Raw genomic sequence first — 19,047 nt, 5'->3', positions numbered from 1 at the left:
GGGACCCCGTCCTTCTCCGGGAGGGTGTGCGGGGCGGGCGCCCGTCGCGCCCGCCCGTGGGATCAGCCGCAGACGGAGCCGTTGAGGGTGAACCTCTCGGGCACGGGGTTGGCCCCCCTCGGGAGTTCGCCGACGAAGCCGAAGGTCACCTCCCCGTCGGGGGCGAGGGCCCCGTTCCAGTCCAGGTCCCGGGCGGTCACCGCGTGTCCGGACTGCGTCAGCTCGCTGCTCCAGTAGCGCTCCACGGCCTGCGCGCCGGTGAAGGACCACCCCAGTTCCCAGTCCGGCAGGGGCTCGCCGCCCGTGTTGCGGACGGTCACCTGGGTGTTGAAGCGGTCCTCCCACTCGTCGTGGACCACGTAGTCGACCTCGCAGGAGGCCCCGGCCGGCGCGGAGGCCTCGCCCTGGTCGGCGACGAACCCGGACACCCAGGCCAGCGTGGAGTTCCAGTTGATGGTCAGCTCGTTGGTCGCCCACGAGTCGATGTGGTCGATGTAGCAGAACTGGGGGGCGCATCCGGCCAGGTTGGCCTGGGCCACGGGGTCCCAGGTGCCGGTGTCGGAGTTGGGGCCGCCGGACAGGGTGCCCTCGGGTGGGTTGGGCAGGCTCGGGTCGAGCTGGTTGGCGTACCAGCGGCTGTGCTGGTTGACCGCGTCGTTCTCGCCGTACCCGGTCACGTACGACTGGTTGAGGGCGTTGCGTCCGAGGACGTAGTCCATGCCCTCCAGGACCGCGTCGCGAAAGCGCGTGTCGCCGCTGATGTCGTAGGCACTGGCGATCACCACCATGTTGTTGAGCACGAGGTTGTTGGAGCCCCAGGCGAAGACGCCGCCCTCGGGGTCGTAGGCCAGCCCGTACGGGTGCTCCTCGACGTTGGCCAGGTACTGCTCGGCGCCCTCGACGACGGAGGCGCGGACCTCGTCGCGTCCGTCCAGGGAGTTGGGCACGGTGGCCAACTGGAGGCGGCCCAGCGGGGCGGTCCAGCGCCAGTCGAACCCGGAGGCGGTGAACACGTCGCCGGTGTGCAGCTCGGACGAGGCCACCGCATCCTCGTAGGCGTCGTCCCCGGTGGCCAGGTACAGCTCCGCGGCGGCCCAGTAGAACTCGTCGGCCAGGTTGTCGTCGTCGTAGGGACCGCCGCCATCGCCGCCCGCGGTCGCGTAGCGCTCGGGATCGGCCTCGGCGGCGGCCCAGGCGGTCTCGGCCGCGTCCAGGCACTCGGAGGCGAAGCCGGCGTCGTGGGGCGCGAACACGCGGGAGCACTGGGCGGCGGTCGCGGCCAGGTTCAGCGTGGCCGCCGTCGACGGCGGGTGCAGGTAGCGGGGCTGGGGGTCGTCGGCGGGCAGCAGGGGCAGGCCGGTCCAGCGCTCGTCGTGGACCTTGTGGTGCGCCATCCCCGCGAGCTCCTCGCCCTCGGGGACCTGCATGGACAGCAGGAACTCCATCTCCCAGCGGGCCTCGTCCAGGACGTCCGGCACGCCGTTGTCCCGCTCGGGGACGGCCAGGGTGGAGTCGGCGACCCGGTCGGGGTTCCCGGTCGGCGCGGTGTGCGCGCGCTCGTAGACGCTCATCAGCTGGTGGACGGAGATGCCGCCGTTGACCACGTACTTGCCGTGGTCGCCCGCGTCGTACCATCCGCCGGACACGTCGAGCGCGTAGTCGCACGGGGAGGAGGGGTGGCAGGTGACCTCGGTGTCGCCCTGGTTGGGCTCGACCCCGGCGTGTCCGGCCTCACGGCCGTATCCGGGGGCGATCTCGTCGAGGATCTCGATGCCGCTGCGCTGGGTGTAGTAGAAGTCCAGGGCGTCCGTGGCCAGTGTCGCGTAGGGGTCGGCGGTGATGCCGAAGGGATGGCTGGTCTCCCCGTCGGCGGTCAGCGTGTAGCCCTCGCCCGTCTGGGTGAACCCGCTGAAGTCGACGGTGTGCACGTTCTGCCCGGAGGTCTCGTCCAGGCCGTACGGGGAGGTGAGGCCCTCGGCCACGACCGTGCCGCCGGTGTCGGCCAACTCCCAGGGCAGCGCCTCTCCGGACTCGGTGACCACGGTGGCGTTCTTGGGGCCCTGCGGGAGGTAGCCGACCTGGTTGACCCGCACGCGGGGGCCGGTGTCGGGTTCGTGGACCGGCGGTTCTGCGCCGCCGGTAAGGGACACGTCGTCCAGGCAGAACGTCCAGTCCTCCTCGGCCCCGCCGACCTGGAAGGCGAGCTGGGCGTCCGCCATGTCGGCCGCCGCGGTGAAGACGTACTCGTAGCCGGTCGCCGTCCCGGTGAGTACGGGCCGCTCGTCCAGTTCGGTGCGCCAGGGATCGACGGGCTCCTGGACCAGGGAGCGGACGGGGTGGCCGTCGGCACCGGAGGCGGTGAACGAGAGGGCGTAGGACTCCCCGGCCACGAGGGGGACGTCGTTCTGACCGACGATCTGATCCCACGGGTCGCCGGTACCGCCCGGGACGTCGACGCACAGGGTCTCGTCGTCGTTGACGGCGAGGTCGATCCCCTCGGTGGCCCACCACCCGGTGGTGCCGTCGCCGAAGTCGCCGTTGGTGATCTGCTCGACGGGTTCGTCGTCGGCCTGGACGGGTGAGGCCGCGAGAAGGCTCGCGCTGAGTGCGGCTGCGGCGCCGAGCGCCGTCGCCGTGTTTCTTCGTGCCGGGCTCAAGGGGGTCCTTCCGCTGGGGGGTTAGCGGTCGGAAGCACTGGGAGCGCTCCCAAAAGTATGACCATTGTTGTGTCGCCCCTCACACATGTCAATGGGGGCAAGCGAAGCGCCCCGCGTGCCAGGGGCGACGGGCACGCGGGGCGGGTGGTCACGCGGGAGACGGGAAACGGAGGCCGGGGGAGGTGGGGCGGGGGTCAGTCCGAGAGCAGGCCCCGGGCGACGACCTCCTCGACCAGGGCGCGGCGCACCTCGTCGGCGTCACCCGTGTGCCCCTGGTGTCCGGTGGCGGCGCGCACCTCGGCGCGGACCGCCTCGACCACGGTGTCGCCGCGCAGGATCTCCGCGAGCGGGGCCGCCTCGACGGCCTCCTTCCATCGGCGCAGCGCGTCCAGCCGACCGTGCTCGACGGCCTCGCGGGTGATGTGGAACAGGGCGTCGATGTTGTGGTGGTAGGCGTCCGGGTCCGTGAGGTCGACGCTGATCACCTCCACCGGCCGGTTGCCGCCGTTGTCGTTGGGGCGCAGGTGGTAGACCTTCCAGAGGCGGCCGCTGGTGAGGATCACCCACTCGGCCCCCTCCTCCGCGGCCACGCGCCGGGACACCTGGATGTTGCGCTGGTCGAGCTCCTGGCCGACCCTTCGTACCTCCACGGGCGCGAACAGCTTGCCGTCCAGCACGATCGCGTAGTCGATCGAGTCACCGCTGGTCCGGTACTCGGTGGTCATGTCCTGGTACTTGCTGAAGTTCAGACCGACACTGAAGAAGTCGGCGACGAGCATGCGGGTGTCGCCGTCGTTGGCGTCGCGTTCGATGAGTTCGTTCAGCGGACCGGTGAGGCGGTCGACCGCGGCGGCGACACGGCCGTGAACGGCGGTGTCCCAGCTCAGCGTGGTGCTGGTGAACTCGCTGGTCCTGGTCAAGACCTGGGTCTCTTCAGCGTCCATGAACGTCCGTTCCCGTGTGTGTCCCGTGTACCCCATGTCTCGCGGGCTCCGCCGCACGGCTTTCTCCGGGGAGCGGGGCGCACGCGGGCAGGAGGCGAGTCCGGCCCCGATGGTACAGCTCACCAAGGGTGCGGACGCCTCCAGGTTCCCCCGGCACGCGGAGGTTCCCCACGGGTCACAGGGGTATCGGGGATCTCGGCCGGGAAGGACGGAACCGGCCCGCACACGCGTCACCGGACCGTCCGCGCGGCCGTGCTCGACGGTTCGCGGAGGTCCGGCACGCCTCACGGCGGACGCCTGCGGTCAGGCGGTGCCGCCGACCAGGTGCTCGACGAAGGAGCGGTAGTCGCGCAGGGCCAACCGGAGCGCTTCGGTGTCCGCGCCCTTGTCCTCGTTCCAGGCGGCACGGAGTGCGGAGCGACGCGACTCGATCTCGGCGACCACGGCGTCGGCGACCTCCGTCGCCAGCGAGTCCAACTCGCGCACGGCCTCGTGGGGATCGTCGACGAACTTGTTCTGCGCCTCACTCCAGCGGTTCCGTACCGCTTCGGGGTCCATACCGCGCGGCTCGATTCTCCATGTCCCGTGGTCCGTGCCGGCGGTGGAACGCCCCGGTGCGGGGTCGGTCACCCGCGCGTCGGTCGCCACCGCCTCCGGGGCACCGGAATCCGCCCGGGGCCCGGGAACCTCGGCCGCCTCCGGCTGGTACACGTCCGGTCGCGTCCCCCGGTTTCCTCCGGTCCGCGCTGTACGCTCCACCATCTCGACCTCCTCCTGGTCTCGTCGTCGGTGTTGCTGATCCGTATGCGCTGAGGTGCTGCCGGGACCGGTCACCGCTGTGCCTTCGATCCCCGCTTCAGCCACGGATGCTTCGTCTCGGCCCTCGGCCGGGGCGCGCCCCGGTGGCCCGTGTCCTCGGACTCGGGCAGTCCGCCCAGCAGGGCCTCCACCAGTCCGCGGTAGGACACCAGCTCCTCGCGCATGTGCTCGGTACCGGTCTGGTCCGCCTCGGCGGAGCGTCCGGAGGCGTGCGCGCTGCGGAAGTCTGCGACCGCGGCGGGATGGTCCACCGACAGGTCCCTGAGGCGCGACTCGAAACCCGTGGTGTCATCGGCGCTGGCCGGGCGGTCGGGGTAGCCGCGATCGATCATGATCGCTTCCACCAGACCGCGGGCGCTGCGGACGGAACGGACGGGGTCGTCCACGAACTCCTGCTGCACCACGGCCCACGTGTCGGTGTGCGCCGCACGCTGCTGGTCGCTCAGTTCACGGAGCTTCATGTTCTTGCGGTGGCGGAGCCGCTCGGACAGATCGCGTTCGGCGGCCGCCGCATCGCCGTGGGCCTCCACGGCATGGTCGTACTCCGCGCCGAAACGCTTCTTCAGCCGGGTGGTGCCTCGGGCCGGAAGGAGGGAGGACCGCGCAGCGATCGCTATTCCTCCGGCGATGACGACCACCGCTACCACGATGATGGCGATGATGACAATAGTTCCGGTCTCCATTTATGCCACCTCCTGTCATCCCGCCTGCCCCCAAAGCCCTCGCCAAAACGCGACCATGGTTTGACCAGGTACGCGTGTCGGACGAGGGTGCGGGCGGCGCGTACCCGACGGGGCCGGTGGGAGGAGTGTCCCGGTACCGCCTGCCGGGGGTGCCGGTTCAACAACGACACCGATTGCCAGGAGGGCTTCTACGGCCTTCGCCTGTACCGGAACCGCCACGGGCGCTACCTGGTGGGTGTGTGCCTGCAACGCATGGACCTGTGCCAGTCGATCGAGGACTTCCTCAGTGCCCCCGTAAGGACGAGATCCTCCGCTTCCGCCAGGCCGACCGTGACAGCCTGGAAGCCGCCCACCGCACCCCCGCTTCCCTCACCACGACACACAGCACGGAAGGGAATCCGACGCCATGAGCGCGATCGAGTACGAGGCCAAGGTCCTGGAGATCGACGTCGACCAGGTGGCCCGGCGTATTCTCGACAAGGGCGGCACGGACCTGGGCGAGGTGCTCCAGCGCCGCTACGTGTACGACATCGAGCCCGGGGACGCCTCCCGGTGGGTGCGCCTGCGCGACACCGGCGAACAGGTCACGCTCACGGTCAAGGAGATCGACTCCGACGCCATCGGCGGCACCCGCGAGACCGAGACGGCTGTCGGGGACTTCGAGACCGCCAACGCGTTGCTGGGCAAGCTGGGCTATGTCCCCAAGGCCTATCAGGAGAACCGCCGCCGCAGTTTCACCCTGGACGGTGCTCAGGTGGAGATCGACACCTGGCCGCGCATCCCCGCCTACCTGGAGATAGAGGCCGACAGCCGCGCCGAGGTGGTGCGTGTAGCGGCCTTGCTCGGCTACACCGAGACGGACCTGACGGGGGAGAACACCACCAAGGTCTACGCTCGCTACGGCATCGACCTGTCCACCATTACCGACCTGCGCTTTGGCATGGAATGAGCCTTCCATGGGAGTACCGCGGCCTCGACGAGCGATGGTGCACCCGGAACGCGAAGACGGCCCCTGGTGTGCGAAGCGTCTTCGCAGACCAGGGGCGTCTTTCGAACGGAGCGGATGACGGGAATCGAACCGCCCAGTGTCAGTGCTGTGACCTGCGCGAATACGAGAACGCGCAGGCTACACCGCTGGCCGTCCCTTTGTTACACCCGGTTGACCCCAGTTGCGCTGCACCCGGTGCACCCTCCGGGTGCACGACCTTTGCCTTTCTGGTGCACCCTCGCGGGTGCACAGAGTCTGAGCGTGAATCTACCCAGCGGCTTAAAGTCCCCAGATCTCATTTTTCCACGGACAACTCCATGCCGGTTTGAAGCCACGGGACACTTCTTTGGCATATACATGCCTGCAAGCAGGAATCGGCCATCAGAACGGCGCGCACTGCAGCTCATCTGGTACGTGATACGAATCTCCACTGCTTGCCATGGAGGCTGCAATCCGAACTGCTTATGGCAGTTCACGAAGCTGGTGATCCACGGGGACGGTCGACGGTGGCAGGGTTGTGATGAGGAGTTCGTCAGCGTTGCGCTTTCCGGTCTTTCCGCTGACGGTATACCGCATCTTTACCAAACGTTTTGTCAAGGCCCATGATCGAACTCCGAGCGTCTCCCGGTCCTCGCGGCTCGGAGTCATTCTGGAGCGCGAATAGAGCCAAGGGTTTTCGCTCAGAAGTGGGTTACTGTCGTAGCTGAGAAGCCAGCGAAACTGTGCTTTAGTGCGCAGGTATGCGGCGAGCCTCATGTGGAGCATGTGGTCATTTAATCCCGCCTTGCTGGACCTATCAGAACCATATCCACCGCTCGGATCAAAAGATGTGCGATACAGGTGCGATGCCTTATTAATATAGGGCGGGTCGAGGTACGCAACGACACGGGATGGAATCAGCTGTGGATAGTACTCGGGAATGTCAGTAAGTGTCTGTTTCCAATCTTTATGCCAGACATCTACGAGTCGACCTGTTTCATACAAATGGCCGACGTACCGAATTCGCTCTTCTATGGAGTCCGGGTTCCATCGACATCCGATGCCATAAGGACTTTCTTGCTTGCGTCCACCAATAGGGCCCGCCTTGCCGTGGAGGATCCCAGAGAATGTTGTGCGGTTCAGGAATAGGCACTGCATTGCCAGCCCCAGTCGAGCCGTGGTTGGCTTCGTATTCCGAGCTGGCACCCAGGAACGCCAATAATCCCACCGTTCAACTGCAGCCGCTCCGCCCTCTTTGACGTAGCGGGTCCACTCATCGTGCATACGATCGATTAGTGCCTCTGTGTCAGCGGCAGCAGCCTGCCAGAATGCAGTCACTAGCGGATCAACATCGGCGAGCAGTACTCGATCGACGATCCCTTGGCCGACGAGTCGCAAGGACGCTGACGCCCCGCCTGCAAACGGCTCGACCAGCAGGTTGATTTCAGGAACGGTGCGCGAACACTTGGCGGCGTCCAAGACCCGGGCGATCACTGGGGCGAGGGACGACTTGGCTCCCGGGTAGCGCAGTGGCGACTGGTATCTGCTCGTCATGAGCGCGTGGTCGATGGCACCGAGCGGTGAGACGAGTTGGCGGGGGTCGTCGAGGATGTGCGTCGGAATTGTGGGCGTGGCAGCGGGAGCGGCGCGCATGGGTGCGACCGGCGGCACATCCACATTCTGGATCATGAGGCAGACCATACCGGATCTGCTTGCCCACCAGAAGAATCGAGACCGAGACGTTTGGTGGCTACGAGGCGGAGCACATCGGTGCCTACCCCGATCGGGAACGCGGCCTTCCCATGCGCGGCAGCCACCGGGATGATGCCATCAACGTACATCGAGGATCCGGTGCGGTCGATCACGTCCAGGATTGCCGGCAGTGTCGGGTAATCCGCTGGGACGGCTTTTCCCCCGTTGTCATCGTACGGTGCGCCGACTGGTGGTGGCACCGTCGGGACGACGACTCGACCGTCAAGAGCGCGATAAACGAATTTACGGCCCCAGTACGTCTCCTTGCCGTAGGCGCGAGCGTTATTGGCGTTGACGACACGAGCGATGATTTCTTCGTCGCATACCAGCAGGTTGCCCGGCTCGAGAATGTCGTGCCGAGCCAATTGGCGCGCATAGTCCACCAAAGCTCCGGACTTCTCGATCCCACAAACGTATGGTGCTTTGCCCGGAGAGGTGCTGCCCATCGCTTGAAAGTACTGGAGGGCTCGCCCGCGAAGTTTTGCTGGTGTACCGAACACGGCCAGCGGGCCATCGACGATGAACAGCGTCGTGGGAAGAGCCCTCTGACGCGACTGCTTCCACAGCAGCGTAGCCAGCCCTACCAGCGCTAACAGCTCGATAACCGACATTAGCCGTCCAAGAGCGGACTGGTTCGTGCCCTCTTCTCCGACCTCTTCATGGATACGAAGCGCGTCGGTGGGAAAGAGATGCACGCCGCAGGCGTCGCAGTCGGTGCCAGCGGGCGGCACGGGGACGTTCTTGCTGCTGCATGCCTGGTTCGGGCAGTTGACTGGCACTGTGGCAGCTGGCCTATCGGGAACGCCGTGGAGAAGGAAGAGGAGGTCCAGCAGTGGCTGGTCAAGGCGGTTGACCTCGATCTTCTTCTGCCGGAACAGCTCGTTGATGGTCTCGCGCCACGAAGTCACGATGTCGACACCAGCGCGCGTAAATGCGCCAGAGACCGGCAGATCCAGCGTCACGAGGGCGGTGTTGACCGCACCCTCAATCTCGTACGGGTCGACAAACCGCTCGGCCTTTTGCGACTCGAGGACACCGAGGTCCACGTACGCGGCGGCGGCCTGCGCGAACCCATACAGCACCGATGGTAGACCGTCGCGCACTTGCTCAACGACATGCGAACCGTCGATTGCCAGCGCGGCGGTAAGGCGCTCTGAAACAGGTGGGGCGGCGAAGTCGCCCCGCGGATGGATTCGCTTGCGGATCGAATCCGAGTCCTGGATCGCCTCGGCCGGAACGTAGAAGGCGCGTTGGTCTGCGATAGCCCGAATGGCAGCCGACGAGTGCCCTAACCGTGATGCGATTTCGTGAGCCCCACCAGCGGTCTCGTATGGCATTAAAACTCCGTCCCGTTCAGTGTCAACGGCGAGTCACCGGCCGCTGCTCGTGCTTCATTAACGAGCGCGCTGTCGTACCGGTCAATCTGGACAGGGACGATATACGGTGAGGACAGCGTCTTGAGCCGTACATAACCTCGGTCCTCCGAGGCGATAATCGCATCCGAGAACGCCCCGAAGTCGTAGAATTTGGCCAGCTCGCGTACCTCTGTCGTATTGTTCAAGTGGGCGACAACCCAGTTGGCAGTGTTGGCCTTGACCTGGTGCGCGACGCCGGATACCTCCTGCGTTGCGTACGTCATTCCGAGGTTGAGTTTGCTGGCTTCTTTGGCGAGCTTGACCCACACGTCGAGATCGTCCTTGTACCGGTCTGACGAGAACAAGTTATGAGCTTCCTCAAGCATCACCTGAATGTGCGGGGGTTCCTTTCCCGATGTGAACACTTCGGTTTGCTTGGAAAGGAGCCGTCGGGTGATCGATTCGCTAAGCGCCTTGGTGATCGCCTCGGCGCCGACGTGAAGATCGACGATGACGATTCGACCTTTGACGAGCTCGCCGTAGATCTCCAGAGCGGGATCTTGCTGTGTCAACGGGCTGTGGAACGGACGCAGCGGGTTCAGGTTCTTCCAGCCTCGGACGTTGCGATTTCCGCTCTTCGCCGTGAAGATCGGCTCAACACTCTTCCATCGCACGTCGTTAGTAAACTCGATCGCGTCAGTGTCATCGGCCTCGCGCAGTTCGATGATCTTGTCGACGACTGCCTCAATCTCACTGGAAGCTATGGTGACAATGTTGGCAGTCCGGCCAGCTTGTGTGAAAGGTTTGCGGTTGAGTCCGACTACTGATTTCTTCCCTTGAATGCCGTTTTCGATCTTTAGTTGCAATGCGCTTTTGATGTTGATCTTTGCGGCGAAGTTGGAAGGCACGGGGAAACCCGCGCGCATCAATGCGCCATACAGTACCATCCGCGCGCGGCCCGGATGGGCATTGTGCGGATTGGCGGGGTCATTGACGTAAGACGTGCCAGCGAAGTCCTTGACGTACCCAGAGTCCTCGCCACTCAGTTGGTTGGCAATAAGTCCTTGGACGGCATCGATCTGGTTTTCCGCGAAGAAGTTGATGCTGAGCGGCTTAACGTGGAGCTGTGATCCGTCAGCGCCGAACTTGAAGATTCGGACGTGGTTCGCGCCGATCGCCGCGATCTCGGTGCCATCCTGCGTGTTCGGGTTGGCGTACTCGCCCTGCGGATCGAAGATTAGCTGGCCGATGGGCTCTCTGCCTGCGGCGCGCTGCAGCTCTGAGATAACGAACGTTCGCGCGATGATGATCTTTGCGGTATTCGATTTACCCATCCGGGTCATGCCGAGCAGGGCGGTCTTGTTGCCAATGAAGTCTCGGATGTTGACTTCGACCGCGGCGTTGGCTTGCCGGGCGGCCTTCGCTCGCCGCCGTGTCGCCGAGTACCGTACCGCACCGATACGCACGCGTTTGACCGGGCGCCCGGTCGGCTTGAGGTAAGAAGCGATTGTTGCGAGACCTTTACCGATAGGCTTCAGGACTCGATACGTGGACGTGGCGTAGAAATTATCCACGTCGGCACCAAACTCCAGTACCTTCTGTCCGTCCACATCGTCTTCGTAGAAGGTGCCGAGGATTTTACACCGCACGCCGGTGAACGAAACTCGGTTCTTGGTGAACGGGTCGAGCTCCGCATCGAGCACGACAGATGGCGATGGGTCCTGGTTATTCGAAAGAGCCGTTCGCAGGGACTCCTCGCGCACGGCGTGCAAGTCGCGCTCGAGCGACAACGGCGCAGTGCCCTCGACGCGCAGAAGCAGTACCTCGTCGTCGTCGACGTGAGGGTCGTTGACGTCCTGTGCGGTCGCGAGTAGGAACGAGAACTGTGGGATGCCGCCAGCGTCGAACTTCCAGCGGTCGTGAGTCAGCACGACGGCCTGGCCGTAGTCGATCTGATGAATCGCGCCGATCCGCATCGACCGACCGTCAGCAAGCAGCTCCGACCGCAGCAACGACCCAGCGCCGACGCCGGGGATAAGCTCTGTCATTCTCCGCCCTCTCGAGACACCGCTAGGGGACACGCCTGCACAGCTTACCGGCAACATCGACACCCCGTAGAGTGCTTTGGACGATTCGCAGCATGAGCAGGGAAGACCTGTCGGCATCGTGCATTTAGCGGGCCGATGATGAATTGAGGTGAACAGCAAAGAAGGGCGCCACTGACCTGTAAGGATCCGAGTATCGCAAACGGATCCTTAGCGGGAAGCAGGAGCGCCTCTTACGGTGAAAGTAACTACACGCTGAGATCAAATTCTTGCAGTACGTGTCGGACGCGGTCTCGGCCACCAGCTTCGCAGCATCGAAGACATCAGGTCTGAGCAAGAGACCTGGTCCAATGGCCAGAGGAGGAATACATGGCGGACGACGCACGTACCATCACCCAAAAGCAGTGGCGGCACGCGGAACTGATCTGGGAGTACCACCGCATGCACCACCGGGTGCGGCCGTGTGACGTGGCGATCGCCCTGGGCTGCAACGACATCGGCGTTGCAGCGCACGCCGCCGAGCTGTACCACGCCGGGCTCTTCCCGGCTCTGGTGTTCACCGGAGGGAATAGTCCTTCGACCGCGGAGGTGTTCCCGCGCGGGGAGGCAGTGCGTTTCCGTGAGCGGGCCCTGGAACTCGGCGTCCCTGATTCCGTGATCCTGGTGGAGCCGGAGGCGTCGAACACCGGCCAGAACATCACCTTCTCTCGCCGGGCCCTGGAGGTGAACGGCATAGTTCCCGCCACCGTGCTCCTGGTCTGCATGCCCTACATGGAACGGCGCGCTTTCGCGACCGCCCGGAAACTGTGGCCCGAGGTTGAGGTGGTGTGTGCCTCCGCGCCGCTGAGCCTTGGCGACTATGTCAAGGAAACCGGGGACGCCGAGCTCGTCATCGACATGATGGTCGGTGATCTCCAGCGGGTGATGGAATATCCCAAGCTCGGCTTCGCAATCGATCAGGAGGTCCCCCGGGAGGTGCGTGTCGCCTACGAGTCCCTCGTTGCCTCAGGGTTCGACAGCCGCCTGATCCAGGGCTGACTGTGAGGATGTTTAGTGACTGGACCAGAGCGTCCTCGACCCGGCCGAGCTGGCGGATTATGAGCTCCACGATGTGGCTTCGATCGAAACGGCGACGATCCCCGGTTCGCTCGGAGGATCGTTCAGGAGGACCGTGCTCGTCGCGAGGGAACGGCGCTCTATCTGGTGAATGGCGAGGTCGCCGAGTCACGGCTTATCGGTCGGTGAGCTGGGCGGTCTCGATGAAGGCGCGCCATTCCGTGCGGGTGAAGGCGAGTTGGCCGCGTGAACGGTTCTGGGTGTCCCGCATGTCCGCTCCAGTGTTGTGCTCGCGGACCTCGACGCACTCGTTCGACCCGCCGCTGTAACTGCTCTTGTGCCAGTCACTCATCGTCGATCTTCCTCATCTCGTCATGGATGGCCTGCAAGGTCTCCTGCGGGTCGCGGGCTGCTCCCTGGAGGGCTGTGAACAGCAGGCGGCTACGAAAGATACCAGCGGAGTCAGTGATGATCCGGCCCTCCTCAGCTGATTCCATGTAGACCACTTCCGGTTCGTCAGCGGTCGTGATGATCCGCCGCGGACCGGAGTTCCCCGCGTGGCGAGGAGAGTTCGTCGGCACCATCTGCACGGTCAACCGGTCGCCGTCCACAAGGCTAGCGACATGGGCGAGCTGCTCCCGTTGGATTTCCGGAGAGCCGTAGCGGCGGGCCAGCACGCTCTGGTCGATGATCAGCCAGAGCGAGGGAAGTTCAGCCTTCGCCATGTGCTCCGCGCGTTCCCGACGCTCCTTGGCCAGAGCCCGAACTTCTCGACCTGCCAGCCAGGGAGACCCATAGCGAATGAGCGCGTGAGCGTACTCCTCTGTCTGCAGGTAGGAGGGAAACACCAGCGGCTGGTACTCGAACAGGGCGTCGGCGGCGTGGGTGCGTTTGGTGACCTCGTGCAGCCACACCTGGCGTCCGGAGCCCGTCAGTTCCTCCCAGAGCTGCTCCAGCCTTCCGTTGCTCTCCAGGACCTCGTCCAGGAACTTGCGCAGCCACGGCCGGGCCATCGCCCGGCCGTTCTCGATGTCGGACACGTGCGAGTCGCTGATCGCCGTACCGCGCTGGCTGATGCGCCGGGCCAGGGCCTGCTGGGTGAGCTCGGCTTCCCCGCGCAACCTGCGCAATTCGCGTCCGAAAGCCTTGAGGGCACGTTCGTCTGTGTGCATGAGGCCATGTGAGCACAGAGCAACCCATCCTGTGGGGCGTTCCACGGAATTCCAGAGCCGTATGGAAGATTCGGGAACTCTCCGCTTGGACTTCCCGTGGCTAACGGCCTGACCACATTCTTTCGTTGCGGGCTCACGCACAGCGACCACGATCACGGCGAAAGGATCCGGTGGAAATCCATGACCCCGGCTCAGACCTCTCTCGATCTGCCCAGGCGTATCCGCCACACCGACCCCGACACCAGCGGCCTGGTCTGCGGTGCCGACCTCCACCACGTGAAGGCCGCACGCCGGTGGGCGATGCAGGCCACCAGGACCACACTCTCGGCCGCCCACCCGCTGTTGGTGTGCCTGGCCGAGCTGCACACCAACGCCCTCAGGCACACCGCCTCGGGGCTCCCGGGTGGCCGGGTGCGAATCGAGATCCAGCGGCGCTCGCGCCTGTTCCTGCTCCGTGTCGGTGACGACGGCCCCAAGCCGGACGCACAGGTCACCGTGCCCACCAAGCTCAGCGCTGGGAAGGCGGAACCCGTGTTGGCCGAGGGCGGGTACGGCCTGGCGCTGGTGGAGGCCCTGGCCCTGTATTGGGACTTCTCCGGGAACGAAGGCGGTCCGTTGACGGTTCGTGCTGCTTTCGACCGTTCCGGACGGACCCGCCTGCCCCGGTGATCTCAAATGCGATGACGTTTCCGAGCGGCCGGCATTGAAGAACCTCGTTCACCCAAGCGAACATCAACCAGCCCGGCGGAAACGGCGCACCTTTCCGTGGGGATCGGGCCATTGATGCCCTTTGTGTGATGTGGGTGGGAAGCGCAGTTCCGGGTGGCGTACGAACCCAGGGCCAATGACACCCGCTCGCCCCACACGGTCAGTAACACAAGAAGTGGAGGCGCCCCGGCCCGGTGTTCACAGCACCGGACCAGGGCTGAATCCCCACCTGGAATCAGCAGGAGGAGATCGTGGAGAAGCCTAGCGGGAAGCACCGCAAACCCGTCCGAGGATGGGCCCAGCAGGTGCGGTGGCTGTTCGGAGCGCTACTCACCGCGCTGCTGTGCAGCTCCGTGGACGTGCGCCAGCAACAGCGCCCGCTGCCGCCATCTCGCACGGATGCGCTGGAGCAGGCGAGGCCTTTGCCGTGTACCAGGACCGCTGTACCTGGAGTGCAGAGGCCACGACCGGGAAGCGCTCCGGCCGCGGCCCGGCACACACGCCCGGTTCCGGGGTCGGTGTGGGTACCGCGTCCCCGTCGCCCCCATCCCTCGGAACAGGGCTGGTGTGTGGATGACGACGGGGTGCGCGGAGTACGCCCCTACCTCTTCCATCACCCGAGTGCGGCGTCTTGCCGTCGGGAGCGGGTTGCGGTTGCGAGTGGGCCGGGGGAGTTCGATGAGCTGGCCGGCCTGGTGAGGACTTGGCTGGACACGCGCCGCTGAGCAACCCGCTTTCATCTCGGGGCGGTGCCACATGTGTGGTGCCGCCCCACGCGCGTTGGCGGGGGCCGTTGCGTCCACTGAACCCGCTCTGAACCCCTTCGGAACCCGAAGCGAACCCGCCCTTCGAGGCCGTGCAGGGGACGCCCGTGGGTCAAGGTTCTGCCCACCGGTGTCGAACCCGAGCCTTCCCCTGGCTTCTTTAGGGAGTGAAAGGCGAAGAACAGCAACACCCCGGGAGGGCACACGTGAGCGACTACAAGAAGACACTGATCCGGCTGGCACCCCGGATCACCGACCGGGACCGGCAGATCCTGGCCGGGCTCTGGGAGCACCGGGTGATGACCACCCACCACCTGCACCACATCTACTTCCCCGACGCCGGACCACGCCGCGCCCGCTCCCGCCTGCTCACCCTGCACCGCTACGGGGTCCTCAACCGCTTCCGCCGCCACGCCCACGACCGCAACGCCCCCGACCACTGGGTCCTGTCCCCCACCGGCGCGGTCCTGGTCGCCCTGCACCAGGGCAGGGAACCCGACGCGCTGAAGTTCCGCGCCGATCGTGCTCTGGCCGTGGCGCACTCACCCCAGCTGAACCATATGCTGGGCCTGGCCCAGACCCGGGTGGACTTTCTGCACAGCGCCCGCCAGTGCGGCGCCGAGGTGGAGCAGTGGTGTGGGGAGCGCGAGTGTGAACGCCGCTACGGCTACGACGTGCGCCCCGACGCCCAGGTGTACTGGAACCAGGGCGGGGTTCGTCTGCGGGCGTTCGTGGAGTACGACACCGGCACCGAGTCCCTGACCCAGCTCAAGAACAAGATGCGCGGCTACAAACGGCTGACCCGGTACCGCACCCTTGCCGCGGTGGTGCTGTTCGTCGTCCATTCCACAGAGCGCGAGCACAATGCGGCACAGAAGCTGGTCGGGGACTGCACCAACCGCATCGGGGTGTACCTGACCACGCATCACCGGCTGGCGGATCCGGGGGCAGGCGCACCGATCTGGCGTTCGGCCGATGACCCCCGCACCGTTTCCCTGCACCAGATCGCTGACGTCTATCGCACGGTCGAGGAAGACCAGTGGTGAGCCCTGAGGGTGCGGTGAACCCCGGGGCCAACGGGTGGGCCGGCATGGGCTCCGTCCGGGCGTCCGTGTGGTGCTCCGGCCTTGGGTGGACCACCCCTGAGAACAGTCACAGTGCAGGTCGCGCGGGCTTTTGGGTGGTCCACCGGCCGCCACGGCTGTCTACCCAAGTAGGTAGTCCTCTTCACGTAGGGCGGGCGGTGCCCCGGGGGTGTGCGGGGGCGTGAACGCCCCCGCACACCCTCATCACCAGACCGTCATGATCCGAGACGGTCTGCTCTCTCCGCTCTTCTGTGGAAGCTCTTCCTGCCTCTCAGCACTGCTCTTTGGTCTTCCCGTATCTGCTCTGTGGTGGCGGCGTGGCGCGGTCAAGATCAGCCAGCCGGCCGAGGAGGACGACGGCGCGCCTGTCCTTCTCACGCGCTGCGCTCGCGGCGGCGCGGACCTGCTGCGCGCCCGGTCGGGCGAGTGGTGGCGGTGCTGCGAGGACGCGGCCTCGCGGTCGCGGATGGGATGTCGCATCCGCGGTTGCGGGTGTCTTCGTAGGGGTTCATCAGGGCGAGAACGCCAGACGATGACACATCTCGCGCAGGGAGGTCGGTGCGTCCGACATCGGTGTTCAGGGCGGACCGTGACCGATCACGAAAGGGCGGTTATGGGGGACATGCAACGACGGGCGCCGCTGGGGGATCGGGGACTGGTGGGCGACGCGGCGGCCCGAACCCGGGGCCCGCGCCCTACGGGCCATGGCGGTGCTCCGGGCGCGGACGGGCCGTTTGACGGCCCCACAGGGGCCAGTGCCGCCCGTACCGCCGGGGACGACGATGGGGGCGGGTTCGGTGGGTGGCAGGAGCGTGCGGCCTGCCGGGGTCAGGATCCGGACCTGTGGTTCCCGGGCCAGGGTGGGTCGGTGCGTGCGGCCAAACGGGTGTGCCGCGTGTGTCCGGTGCAGATCAACTGCTTGGCCGAGGCGATGAAGCGCGACGAACTCTACGGGGTGTGGGGCGGCGCCTCCGAGGACGAGAGGCGCCAGTTTCGCACCGCTCTACGGAACAAGCGCGGGGGAGGTGTGCATGGCGCAGACCGGGTGGCCTGACAACGACGGCGAGGGGAAGGTACCGGAGCGGCTGTTGACGATTCCCGAGGTGGCGCGGGTGTTGGCGGTACCGCAGTCGTGGCTGCGGGAGAAGGTGAGGCTGCGCAAGGTGCCCCACCGCCGGTTGGGCAAGCATGTGCGCTTCAGCAGCCAGGACTTGGAGCGGATCGTGGAGGGCGCGGCCCAGCAGGTGGTGACCCGCCACCGTGACAGGCAGCGCCGTCCGCACTCCCGGTAGCCGGGGGAGTTGAGGAAGGGGCGGACCTTTGGGGGGCCGCCCCACCGTTGTGTCTGCGGTGTGGTTGTTAGGAAATCAGTCGCAGGCGTTGCTGGTCATCGAGCCCGAGCCCGGGGGTGTCGGCGGTGGTGCCGTCGATGGCCTCGATCATGGTCTCGTCCAGATCGGCCATGAGGTGGCCGTAGCGGTCCATGGTCGTGGTGATCGAGGAGTGGCCCAGGCGGCGCTGGATCTTGAACACGTGCACGTCCTTGTCGATGAGCCGGGCCACGTGGGTGTGGCGCAGGTCGTGGATGCGCGGCTTCTTACCCAGCCCCCGTTCTTGAGCGCGTTTGACCCCGGGTGCCCACCTGCGTGAGTAGAAGGAGGCGTGGCGCCACCACGCTCCGGTGGAGGTGGTGAACACGAAGTCCTCCGGGCACTTGCCTTCCAGGCGTGGGCGCAACAGGTGGATGGTGCCGGGGGTCAGCGGCACCCGCCTGCGGGAAGTCCTGGTCTTGGGGGCCCCGAGCTTGAAGGTGTTGTCCTTCTGGCGTTTCCACGCCCGTTTGACCTCGAGGTAGCCGCGGTGCACCCGCGTGCCGTCCACGGCTTGGATCGTGGTGGTGGTGATGTCGCGGACCTGTAGGGCGGCCAGTTCGCTGTAGCGCAGCCCGGTGCACAGCAGCACCTCCACCATGTCCCGCACGTCGGGGTCCATGGCCTCGATGAGCAGGCGGGCCTCGTCGTTGGTGAGGAAGCACATCTCCCGGCTGCCCTCGCCGTCGTCGACCCGGGGCAGGCGGGTGCGGGCGGCGGGGTTGGACTGGCGCAGCGGCGGCTCGGTGCGTGTGGCTTCGGCGCAGATGATGAACAGCAGCCCGTGCAGGTTCTGGATGGTCTTCGGTGCCAGCGGTGGGCGCAGCCACCCGTTGCGCTGCCCGCGTTTGGCGCCCTTCTTGGAGCCTTTGCCGTTGATCGGGTTGATGGGGGTGCGCGGGTCGGGGACTCCGGCCTGGAGGTGGTTGACCCACTCGCGCACGTCCTGGGGTGTCAGCTCGGATGGTTCGCGCAGGTTCGCCTTGGCGAAGTAGGGGAGCAGGTGGCGTTGGAGGTCGCGGTGGTAGTCGGCCCAGGTGCGCTCATCGATCCCCGACAGCGAGTCGACGTGCTCACGGGCGAAGTCGGCGAAGAGCACCGGCTCATCCTCAGGCTCCTCCGCCAGGTTCACCCATCCGTGGCCGGGGACCCACCCCTCGGCCCACCCCTGGCGGGGTACCCAGTTCTCCGGCCACTGGTGGCCTGCGGCTTCGACGTGGAGTTTGAAGGTGTGGGCGTCGGCCTGGGAGTCGAAGGGCTCGGACTGGGGCGCCCCGTCACGGGTGCCGCCGAGCCGCCATTTGACCCAGTACCGGGTGCCCCCGCCTGCGAGTTTGCGCTGGTTGATGGTTGCCATGGGACCGACCATCGCTCGGGTCCGGGCGGATACGAAGGGAATCGGCGAAGGTTCTCCGAGAACCTTCGTTCCGCACCGATTCCGGGTGTGCGGTCGTGCCCCTGGTTGGTTGCATGCGGCGAAAAAGTTGGTTTTGTGGAATCTGGATGATTTGTCTGTGTCAGGCGTGGTTCCTGTTGAGCGCAGCGAAGATGACAGTGGTCGGCGCAGCGGGGATGTCAGTGGATCGGTCTGCGCCCTGGCGAGCGGCGCATGTTCGCGCGGTAACCAGCATTAAGAGGTCCTGCCCGGGGCGGGGCCTGAACTGCGACAC

Annotated in this window: 16 protein-coding genes; 6 read left to right on the top strand and 10 right to left on the bottom strand. The window is 66.0% G+C overall.

Annotation, left to right across the window (positions count from 1 at the left end):
* Positions 1 to 62: 62 nt before the first annotated feature.
* From FYX01_RS14455 to FYX01_RS14440, 4 genes are all read right to left on the bottom strand, one after another.
* The gene (locus FYX01_RS14455) at positions 63 to 2,657 is read right to left on the bottom strand and encodes a glycoside hydrolase family 9 protein (RefSeq protein WP_150241549.1); all 2,595 of its coding nucleotides are present in this window, start codon (positions 2,655 to 2,657) and stop codon (positions 63 to 65) included.
* A gap of 194 nt (positions 2,658 to 2,851) precedes the next feature.
* Positions 2,852 to 3,601: a hypothetical protein gene (locus FYX01_RS14450; protein ID WP_150241547.1), complete on the bottom strand. Its 750-nt coding sequence runs from the start codon at positions 3,599 to 3,601 to the stop codon at positions 2,852 to 2,854.
* 303 nt (positions 3,602 to 3,904) lie between these two features.
* A complete protein-coding gene (locus FYX01_RS26660) occupies positions 3,905 to 4,363 on the bottom strand; it encodes a hypothetical protein (RefSeq protein ID WP_223830463.1) in 459 nt (152 codons plus the stop codon).
* A 68-nt stretch (positions 4,364 to 4,431) separates the two neighbouring features.
* Entirely contained in the window at positions 4,432 to 5,103 is a 672-nt protein-coding gene (locus FYX01_RS14440; protein ID WP_150241545.1) for a hypothetical protein, read from the bottom strand.
* A 406-nt stretch (positions 5,104 to 5,509) separates the two neighbouring features.
* Here FYX01_RS14440 and FYX01_RS14430 point away from each other — a divergent pair, with 406 nt between their 5' ends.
* Positions 5,510 to 6,052 carry a class IV adenylate cyclase gene (locus FYX01_RS14430; RefSeq protein WP_150241543.1) on the top strand — a complete coding sequence of 181 codons (543 nt, stop codon included), beginning with the start codon at positions 5,510 to 5,512 and terminating at the stop codon, positions 6,050 to 6,052.
* Positions 6,053 to 6,553: 501 nt separating this feature from the next.
* Here the strand turns inward: FYX01_RS14430 and FYX01_RS14425 are convergent.
* The 3 genes from FYX01_RS14425 to FYX01_RS14415 are packed head-to-tail and all read right to left on the bottom strand — an operon-like array spanning position 6,554 to position 11,225.
* Positions 6,554 to 7,759, bottom strand: coding sequence for a DNA adenine methylase (locus tag FYX01_RS14425; protein WP_190394329.1), 1,206 nt, complete (start codon positions 7,757 to 7,759; stop codon positions 6,554 to 6,556).
* Positions 7,756 to 9,159, bottom strand: a complete 1,404-nt coding sequence (locus tag FYX01_RS14420) for a hypothetical protein (RefSeq protein WP_150241539.1) — start codon at positions 9,157 to 9,159, stop codon at positions 7,756 to 7,758. Before FYX01_RS14420 ends, FYX01_RS14425 begins: the two co-directional genes overlap by 4 nt.
* Positions 9,159 to 11,225 (bottom strand): helicase HerA domain-containing protein, encoded by a 2,067-nt coding sequence (locus FYX01_RS14415; protein ID WP_190394328.1) that lies wholly within the window; start codon positions 11,223 to 11,225, stop codon positions 9,159 to 9,161. Before FYX01_RS14415 ends, FYX01_RS14420 begins: the two co-directional genes overlap by 1 nt.
* A 366-nt stretch (positions 11,226 to 11,591) precedes the next feature.
* On the opposite strand from FYX01_RS14415, the gene FYX01_RS14410 reads away from it, so the two are divergent.
* Positions 11,592 to 12,260: a YdcF family protein gene (locus tag FYX01_RS14410; RefSeq protein ID WP_150241535.1), complete on the top strand. Its 669-nt coding sequence runs from the start codon at positions 11,592 to 11,594 to the stop codon at positions 12,258 to 12,260.
* 193 nt (positions 12,261 to 12,453) lie between these two features.
* Here the strand turns inward: FYX01_RS14410 and FYX01_RS14400 are convergent, their stop codons facing one another.
* The gene (locus FYX01_RS14400) at positions 12,454 to 12,630 is read right to left on the bottom strand and encodes a DUF397 domain-containing protein (RefSeq protein WP_150241532.1); all 177 of its coding nucleotides are present in this window, start codon (positions 12,628 to 12,630) and stop codon (positions 12,454 to 12,456) included.
* Positions 12,623 to 13,450 (bottom strand): helix-turn-helix domain-containing protein, encoded by an 828-nt coding sequence (locus tag FYX01_RS14395; RefSeq protein ID WP_150241530.1) that lies wholly within the window; start codon positions 13,448 to 13,450, stop codon positions 12,623 to 12,625. Before FYX01_RS14395 ends, FYX01_RS14400 begins: the two co-directional genes overlap by 8 nt.
* Before the next feature lie 180 nt (positions 13,451 to 13,630).
* Here FYX01_RS14395 and FYX01_RS14390 point away from each other — a divergent pair, with 180 nt between their 5' ends.
* The 4 genes from FYX01_RS14390 (at position 13,631) to FYX01_RS14375 (ending at position 17,299) form a co-directional block, all read left to right on the top strand.
* Positions 13,631 to 14,119 (top strand): ATP-binding protein, encoded by a 489-nt coding sequence (locus FYX01_RS14390; protein WP_150241527.1) that lies wholly within the window; start codon positions 13,631 to 13,633, stop codon positions 14,117 to 14,119.
* 1,009 nt (positions 14,120 to 15,128) lie between these two features.
* The gene (locus tag FYX01_RS14385; protein WP_150241525.1) at positions 15,129 to 15,968 is read left to right on the top strand and encodes a replication-relaxation family protein; all 840 of its coding nucleotides are present in this window, start codon (positions 15,129 to 15,131) and stop codon (positions 15,966 to 15,968) included.
* A gap of 256 nt (positions 15,969 to 16,224) precedes the next feature.
* Positions 16,225 to 17,061 carry a WhiB family transcriptional regulator gene (locus FYX01_RS27170; RefSeq protein WP_317846071.1) on the top strand — a complete coding sequence of 279 codons (837 nt, stop codon included), beginning with the start codon at positions 16,225 to 16,227 and terminating at the stop codon, positions 17,059 to 17,061.
* Entirely contained in the window at positions 17,039 to 17,299 is a 261-nt protein-coding gene (locus tag FYX01_RS14375) for a helix-turn-helix domain-containing protein (RefSeq protein ID WP_150241521.1), read from the top strand. Before FYX01_RS27170 ends, FYX01_RS14375 begins: the two co-directional genes overlap by 23 nt.
* A gap of 67 nt (positions 17,300 to 17,366) precedes the next feature.
* On the opposite strand, the gene FYX01_RS14370 is transcribed toward FYX01_RS14375, so the two are convergent.
* Entirely contained in the window at positions 17,367 to 18,734 is a 1,368-nt protein-coding gene (locus FYX01_RS14370; protein WP_150241519.1) for a tyrosine-type recombinase/integrase, read from the bottom strand.
* Positions 18,735 to 19,047 lie beyond the last annotated feature (313 nt).

This window comes from Nocardiopsis quinghaiensis (assembly GCF_008638365.1).
Lineage (GTDB): Bacteria > Actinomycetota > Actinomycetes > Streptosporangiales > Streptosporangiaceae > Nocardiopsis > Nocardiopsis quinghaiensis.
Note: the sequence above shows the minus strand (reverse complement) of the source record. Positions and strands in the feature narration are given on the sequence as shown.

What these genes read in the sequence shown, in the direction of transcription:
- FYX01_RS14450 (WP_150241547.1), bottom strand. Translation starts at nt 3,601, where the DNA reads ATGGACGCTGAAGAGACCCAGGTCTTGACCAGGACCAGCGAGTTCACC.
- FYX01_RS26660 (WP_223830463.1), bottom strand. Translation starts at nt 4,363, where the DNA reads ATGGTGGAGCGTACAGCGCGGACCGGAGGAAACCGGGGGACGCGACCG.
- FYX01_RS14440 (WP_150241545.1), bottom strand. Translation starts at nt 5,103, where the DNA reads ATGGAGACCGGAACTATTGTCATCATCGCCATCATCGTGGTAGCGGTG.
- FYX01_RS14430 (WP_150241543.1), top strand. Translation starts at nt 5,510, where the DNA reads ATGAGCGCGATCGAGTACGAGGCCAAGGTCCTGGAGATCGACGTCGAC.
- FYX01_RS14425 (WP_190394329.1), bottom strand. Translation starts at nt 7,759, where the DNA reads ATGATCCAGAATGTGGATGTGCCGCCGGTCGCACCCATGCGCGCCGCT.
- FYX01_RS14420 (WP_150241539.1), bottom strand. Translation starts at nt 9,159, where the DNA reads ATGCCATACGAGACCGCTGGTGGGGCTCACGAAATCGCATCACGGTTA.
- FYX01_RS14415 (WP_190394328.1), bottom strand. Translation starts at nt 11,225, where the DNA reads ATGACAGAGCTTATCCCCGGCGTCGGCGCTGGGTCGTTGCTGCGGTCG.
- FYX01_RS14410 (WP_150241535.1), top strand. Translation starts at nt 11,592, where the DNA reads ATGGCGGACGACGCACGTACCATCACCCAAAAGCAGTGGCGGCACGCG.
- FYX01_RS14400 (WP_150241532.1), bottom strand. Translation starts at nt 12,630, where the DNA reads ATGAGTGACTGGCACAAGAGCAGTTACAGCGGCGGGTCGAACGAGTGC.
- FYX01_RS14395 (WP_150241530.1), bottom strand. Translation starts at nt 13,450, where the DNA reads ATGCACACAGACGAACGTGCCCTCAAGGCTTTCGGACGCGAATTGCGC.
- FYX01_RS14390 (WP_150241527.1), top strand. Translation starts at nt 13,631, where the DNA reads ATGACCCCGGCTCAGACCTCTCTCGATCTGCCCAGGCGTATCCGCCAC.
- FYX01_RS27170 (WP_317846071.1), top strand. Translation starts at nt 16,225, where the DNA reads ATGATCCGAGACGGTCTGCTCTCTCCGCTCTTCTGTGGAAGCTCTTCC.
- FYX01_RS14375 (WP_150241521.1), top strand. Translation starts at nt 17,039, where the DNA reads ATGGCGCAGACCGGGTGGCCTGACAACGACGGCGAGGGGAAGGTACCG.
- FYX01_RS14370 (WP_150241519.1), bottom strand. Translation starts at nt 18,734, where the DNA reads ATGGCAACCATCAACCAGCGCAAACTCGCAGGCGGGGGCACCCGGTAC.